Origin of the sequence: Massilia glaciei (assembly GCF_003011895.2) — a bacterium.
Classification (GTDB): domain Bacteria; phylum Pseudomonadota; class Gammaproteobacteria; order Burkholderiales; family Burkholderiaceae_D; genus Telluria_A; species Telluria_A glaciei.
This window is the reverse complement of record NZ_PXWF02000286.1, coordinates 22,055-28,297: the sequence shown is the minus strand read 5'-3', so window position 1 is coordinate 28,297 and position 6,243 is coordinate 22,055. Positions and strand designations below refer to the sequence as shown.

Annotated in this window: 6 protein-coding genes and 1 pseudogene; 3 read left to right on the top strand and 4 right to left on the bottom strand. The window is 53.4% G+C overall.

What is annotated here, in order from left to right; genetic code table 11:
- The first annotated feature begins 276 nt into the window (after positions 1-276).
- Both C7C56_RS21760 and C7C56_RS28380 read left to right on the top strand, forming a co-directional pair.
- Entirely contained in the window at positions 277-1,293 is a 1,017-nt protein-coding gene (locus C7C56_RS21760; RefSeq protein WP_181373297.1) for an Imm71 family immunity protein, read from the top strand.
- A 58-nt stretch (positions 1,294-1,351) separates the two neighbouring features.
- Entirely contained in the window at positions 1,352-2,272 is a 921-nt protein-coding gene (locus C7C56_RS28380; RefSeq protein WP_146204600.1) for a beta propeller repeat protein, read from the top strand.
- Positions 2,273-2,306: 34 nt separating this feature from the next.
- Here C7C56_RS28380 and C7C56_RS21755 read toward each other — a convergent pair whose 3' ends face one another.
- The 4 genes and pseudogenes from C7C56_RS21755 to C7C56_RS28375 form a co-directional block, all read right to left on the bottom strand.
- Complete coding sequence (locus C7C56_RS21755; protein WP_106759438.1) at positions 2,307-2,852, bottom strand: SRPBCC family protein; 546 nt, start codon at positions 2,850-2,852, stop codon at positions 2,307-2,309.
- A gap of 278 nt (positions 2,853-3,130) precedes the next feature.
- Complete coding sequence (locus tag C7C56_RS30810) at positions 3,131-3,460, bottom strand: HNH endonuclease (RefSeq protein ID WP_370660236.1); 330 nt, start codon at positions 3,458-3,460, stop codon at positions 3,131-3,133.
- Between the two features lie 267 nt (positions 3,461-3,727).
- Positions 3,728-4,212 (bottom strand): annotated as a pseudogene (locus C7C56_RS30805) (MrcB family domain-containing protein); the annotation flags it as partial.
- A gap of 357 nt (positions 4,213-4,569) precedes the next feature.
- Entirely contained in the window at positions 4,570-4,749 is a 180-nt protein-coding gene (locus C7C56_RS28375; protein ID WP_146204598.1) for a hypothetical protein, read from the bottom strand.
- A 79-nt stretch (positions 4,750-4,828) separates the two neighbouring features.
- On the opposite strand from C7C56_RS28375, the gene C7C56_RS21740 reads away from it, so the two are divergent.
- The gene (locus tag C7C56_RS21740; RefSeq protein ID WP_106759435.1) at positions 4,829-6,241 is read left to right on the top strand and encodes a circularly permuted type 2 ATP-grasp protein; all 1,413 of its coding nucleotides are present in this window, start codon (positions 4,829-4,831) and stop codon (positions 6,239-6,241) included.
- The last annotated feature ends 2 nt before the right edge of the window (positions 6,242-6,243 follow it).

Below are 6,243 nucleotides of genomic sequence, written 5' to 3'. Positions count from 1 at the left end.
CGAGCGCATGCCACAGCATCAGGGGAGCGACGTGATATGGGTATGCGTCAGTAATTGAATACGCGCCGCCTCGAAAGAGACTGGTGACATGCAGTCAATGATGATTGATACGTGCCCCGGAATTGTGGGCAGTGGGATTCACATAGTGATCCTTGGTTTCAACGCCCAGTTTTGAAAATGGATCCATCTGTAGGATGGAATCAAGAACGTTTGATGGATAGCTTTTTATTCCCACTTCTTTGAAATCCGGAATCCATGCGAAGGCGAATAAGAGAAATGAGTATCTACGACATTTTCAAGACGAGCTGGTCAGCAGGGACAATGACGGCCGTTGATCGAAGGAAGCTATTCTGGTATTTGAAGAGAAGAACAAGCTACACGGCGTGGAAGCGTGTAGCGGATGCGTTCGATCGCTTCGCTGCTAAATTCGAACGTCAAGTAAGAGAGGAGCCAGTTGCACAACCAATACGTGCGCTCGACCCAACGAGATGGGAGCAATACTATCCTGAGATATTGAAGATCCAGGTCTTGTATGAAGATGCTCTTGAACGAATCCAGCAAGGTGACATGACTGTTTTGCTGTACAACGAGCAAGGCGTATTAAATGACGCGACGATGCTTGCAAACAGTTGGCATAGCGAGCTCGTTAACAACGGAGCCAGAGGAGACCACTTCTATGACGGAATTTATGTGGAGGAATTAACCGCGGCGATACAGGATTTTTATGAGGCAGGCAGGGATATTGGATACTTACAGCCCATGTTGGGCGATGAACCTGCCCCCGAGTCGTGGTCAACGTTTTGGTTAGACACCATCGCGGAATTGCCGCTGCCGTCAACACTGCCAGACGTCCCCATACCAGAAGCCGAGGTTCTCATTGAAACGGGCAAGGAACTACCTGTATTCGGAATCTACGAACCGCAGATCAAGGATGGCTGCATGAACTACCTATTTGGTGGTGCGCTGGCGCCTACTTTATGGGACAGCGATGGTATATACCTGACGGGACGGAAACTATCAGTTATATGGCGACTGATTTGGGAGGACAAGCGCTATTTGGATGGTTCAATCCCGGTCGAGGAACGATTGTATTTTCAGGAAACAAAGATGCCAACGGCCGCCCCGGTCCTAGTTGAGAACGGCGTCATTTCTGCGACGACTGGACAGGTTTGTCCTAAGGACGGCGAATGGGCCGTCATGGACGACATCAACGCCAAGAGCAAACTGCGCGCCGGCGAGCGCATGCCACAGCATCAAGGGCGAGACATGACGTGGGTATGCGTGAGCAATTGAACTGCAGTCACCTCCGGACTTTGAGGCTCCAATCTGTGCCAGGATTGGAAACTTACGAATGAAAAATCTAACATCCGACGTCGTGTTGTTAACAGGCGTACTTCAGCTTTGTAGCAACGTCAGTGCCTATGAAAGGGAGGACGCGGTGCCACTCACCGTAGCGGCGGAAATGGGCAAGGTAAGTGTCGAGAGCATCTTGCCAGGCGGGGAGCTTTGGCCCCCGGTTGTAGTCGATGAAGAAGGCCGAATTTTTGCGGGCAACGCGGTCATAGATGCAGCGTCCGGCATTACGTTAAATATCAGTAGGCCGTTAATTCGGGATGCGGTATTGCTCACAAATTCCGTGCAAATCTCGCCCTGCGAACATGGATTTGTATTTCGGCGTGGAGGCGCAAAATGTTTCATGTCGCTACGAAAATTAGGGGTGCGCAACAAGAAAACGCCGTTGACGATGTTGAAGGACGCGAACTTCCGCCTTGCGACCTCGAACAGAACTGCGCTCGCACTGATCACGCAATTTTCAACAGACGGTACCGTGTCGGGCTACCAAGTCGACCGGATCGATATCGCAGCATGCCAAATTACGTCGGTGAAAAATTTGGGCAACCCAGATCTGTTGGTTGAAATCGGATCGTCGGCACATGGAGGATGGTGGATCACTGGATCAATTGAACAGACTTTGCTTCGCTCGCAAGATGGAAAAGCATGGATCAAGGTCAAGCTGCCGAAGGATATTTCTTCGCTGGTAAGTAGCTACGTTGTTAATCGCCGGGAAATTTGGTTGGCCGCGATAATGAACATCGATGCGGAGTCGGATCCATATATGCTTGTGTATTCGGGGGATGGCGGCAGCACCTGGACTAGTCTGAAGCGATCCGATCCCTTGTTAAACAAGGTACCTGCGGCTTGGCTAGAAGGGCAGCGGCGGATTGCTTCTGCTAAGGCGGCAACCGAGGCAACTAAGGCGCGGCAGCCTTGATTGGCCGGCCACGCCTACGGTCAATGTAAGTAAATCAATGCTGGGTAACTTCGCCGCGCCAAGCCCCAGTCTCGCGGCCGCGGCTTTCCAACATCTCTTTGAAACGCTGTAGATTGCCTCTGGCCTCCATCCGCACGGCCCCGAACGCGTCGCCGACTTGTTCGAGCATGTTCTCAGGCTCATAGTCCATCTGCAACATTACCCTGGTCGTCGAGTCCGATATCTTGTGGAACGTGACAACGCCGCCGTTGGCCACGCCGCTGGTGCTGCGCCACGCGATCCGCTTGTCGGGGATCTGCTCGGTGATCTCGACGTCCCATTCCTTCTCTTTGCCCGCCACGTCCGCGCGCCAGTGCAAGTGCCTGTCGTCGATCTGCTTGATCTCCTTCACGCTGTCCATGAACCGTGGGTACTCTTCAAACTGCGTCCATTGGTTGTATGCAGTGCTCACCGGGACGTTGACCTCGATTGATTCTTCGACAGAGGACGACGTATCCGAGCCGCGGTTCTTCTTCATTTGTTTCGATAGTAAAACGCCGCCCATGGCAAGCGCGGCAACAGTAACGATTCGGGTAAGCATCGTGGATCTCCTTTTCACCAAAAAATCAAGGGTAGGCGTTGCCGTTGCGGCTGCAACGCTATTCATTTGACTTGTTTTCGAACCGAGCGTTCGTCAACCTCGAAAAAATTGAGTTCTTGATCTTGAGTCTCTTTGGCAAGTATTTCAATAATTGTCGAAAAGTTCAAACAATTTTAGCTCGCCGCGAAGCCTGTTTCTGCACAACTTACTTTCAGAAATCGCTGTTAATGATGGCTAGCCTTCCCCAAGATAAATACTTGCTTTTTTTTTGGGGGATATTAATCGTCATTGGTAAGTGCGCCATACATAGTGGTCAAAGCACTCGCACTGACCGTGATGCCGCGTGCTTGAAGTGCTGCATTTCGAATTGAAAGCAAATGTCGTAGTCGCCTCACTCTTTCTGCATTGGTTCCTGAATGTAGCATCCGATGACAGTTTGGACAAAGGGCAACAATATTTTCTTCTACATCCAGACTATACTTGAAATGCCTTTGTTGACTGAACGGAATAAGATGGTGCAACTCTAGGTATTTAAATCCTGTCCGTGCAGATATAAATGACTCGTGTAGGTCAACTGTGGTCGCAAGGGCACACGCAAAATTTGACATTGAGAGCCCCCGTGCGGCCACTCTCGGCGATCGTACGAATCTAGGTGAATCCTTGAGCAAGGCGTATGGAGGACATGGTTGTGGGCCGACAGTACTAGGAGCAGTTTGGTTGATATCGACGATATTTTCGATAGCTTCCCGTAGTTCCACCTCGGAAACTTCAACATCAAGGTTAATCAATGACGTTGGTGCTTCACTTGCCAAAATTAGATAGGCTGTCATTAGCTCCAATACATCAGACTCGATTTCGCTTTCAGTCGGAACCAAGTTGTAGAGGTAGTTTTTGTGAAGGATTGAACCTGCTTCATATCCTTTTGCTAGTCCACCTTCGCTATGTAGATTCAGTGGGCCTTCAGAAAAACCAATTGGCTTTGCATTGATTCGAGCAGCGGCGACGCGAGCACAACCTCGCAATTTTTCGTACGCCAGCTTAGGGTATCCGTAACGCTCCTGAAAAGCTGTGTACCCTTGATTAAGAGATAAAGACGCTAACGACATATCTTCTGCAAAAGAAGAACAATATAAAATCCTTTTGTCGCAGTGCGGGTGATAGATTTTTTGAATATTGCTACCCAAGGGATCTTTGCGAAACTACGATTTGGCTGTCCGACAGATGAATAAACCAAATAGTCATTTGGCTCGTAACCATTTCTTAATAGGATTTCGCGGAAAAATTTCGGAATTTCCTCGCGCACAGCTTTCAGAGATGGTGTGGTATTTTGTCCCGGCACATATTGGTAGGTTTGTTTCATAGAGAGGTAACTATTGAATACCATTTTTATGGGGAGCATAAAGTATTTTCAAAAATACCATTTATATCACGTGTTCACTATCTTTTGTGCAATATTTTGTTTTGGAAGAAAATGAATGAATTTCAGCTCGAGGAGCACTTGCTCGTCGAGTTGGCTTCGCATTCGCAGTCTGTGCGCTTGTGCTGGTGCCGATCGCGATCGGGCTTTGCGCCTTGACGAAATTCTTCTGTCGGAAATTGGTGATGGCAAATGACCAGTTCCAGCAAGGCGTTTTCCGCTAGCCGTTCCGCAATAGTCCCCAAGTCCGCCGAACCAGCGCCGCCGTAAATTTATTCGCATGGAACACGCCTGCCGCCCTCATTTGGTGCGCCCCGCACCAAGAAGGTTTTTCGCTTCCCACGCCCCCAGCCCGCCTGCATCCAATTGATGCAGCCAGATCACCGCCGCCCACCCGCCCCGTGCAAGTCTCTGATTCTTTTCACTAAATTTCGCCACACCGCTGAGTTTTTCGCAAGAAAACTTATACAATGGCAACAAGCCTGATTCTCAATCTTGCCACCCAGCGCGCGCAGAAACCCCACATTGGCAAACCAGAATGCAAGGAGTAGTTAGATCTATGCCAGATTTTTTCGATGAGATGTACTCGGAGTCCACCACAGTGCGCCCGCACTACCGTGAGTTTGGCAGTTGGCTGCAGCGCCAATCTGCGCATGTGATCGAACAAAAGCGCGCCGAGGCCGAGCTCGTGTTCCGGCGCGTCGGCATCACCTTCGCCGTCTACGGCGACGATGAGGGCGCCGAGCGGCTGATCCCATTCGACATCATTCCGCGCGTGATCGACGCCGCCGAGTGGGCCCATCTGCAAGCGGGCCTGGTGCAACGCGTCACCGCCCTCAACATGTTCCTGCACGATATCTATCACGAGCAGAACATCCTCAAGGCCGGCCTGATTCCGCCCGAGCAGATCCTCAACAACGCCCAATACCGCCCGGCCATGCAGGGCATCGACCTCGCCTCCAACATCTACGCCCACATCGCCGGCGTCGACATCGTGCGCGCGGGCAAGGGCGAGTTCTACGTGCTGGAGGACAATCTGCGCGTCCCGTCCGGCGTCTCCTACATGCTAGAAAACCGCAAGATGATGATGCGGCTGTTCCCCGACCTGTTCGCGCGCAACCGCATCGCGCCGGTCGAGCATTACCCCGACCTGCTGCTCGACACGCTGCGCTCGGTCGGCCCGCAAGACGTGGCCAACCCCACCGTCGTGGTGCTCACGCCCGGCATGCACAACTCGGCCTATTTCGAGCACGCGTTTCTGGCGCAGCAGATGGGCGTGGCGCTGGTGCAGGGCCGCAACCTGTTCGTCGCCGACGACACCGTCTACATGCGCACCACCCAGGGCCCGCAGCGGGTCGACCTGATCTACCGCCGCATCGACGACGACTATCTCGACCCGCTCGCCTTCCGCGCCGACTCCACCCTCGGCGTGCCCGGCCTCATGCGTGCGGTGCGCGCCGGCCGCGTCGGCCTGGCCAACGCCGTCGGCACCGGCGTGGCCGACGACAAATCGGTCTACCCCTTCGTGCCCGACATGGTCCGCTTCTACCTGTCCGAGGAGCCCATCCTCAACAACGTTCCGACCTACCAATGCCGCAGGAAGGATGACCTCGCCTACACCCTGGCCAACCTGCCCGAGCTGGTCGTCAAGGAAGTCCACGGCGCCGGCGGCTACGGCATGCTGGTCGGGCCCGCCTCGAGCAAGGACGAGATCGAATCGTTTCGCCAGCGCATCCTGGCCAAGCCCGACGGCTACATCGCCCAGCCGACCCTGTCGCTGTCGGCCTGCCCGACCTATGTCGAGTCCGGCGTGGCGCCGCGCCACATCGACCTGCGCCCCTTCGTCCTGTCCGGCAAGACGGTCGCGATGGTGCCCGGCGGCCTGACCCGCGTGGCGCTCGAGCAAGGCTCGCTGGTGGTCAACTCGTCGCAGGGCGGCGGCACCAAAGACACCTGGATACTGGAGAACTGAGC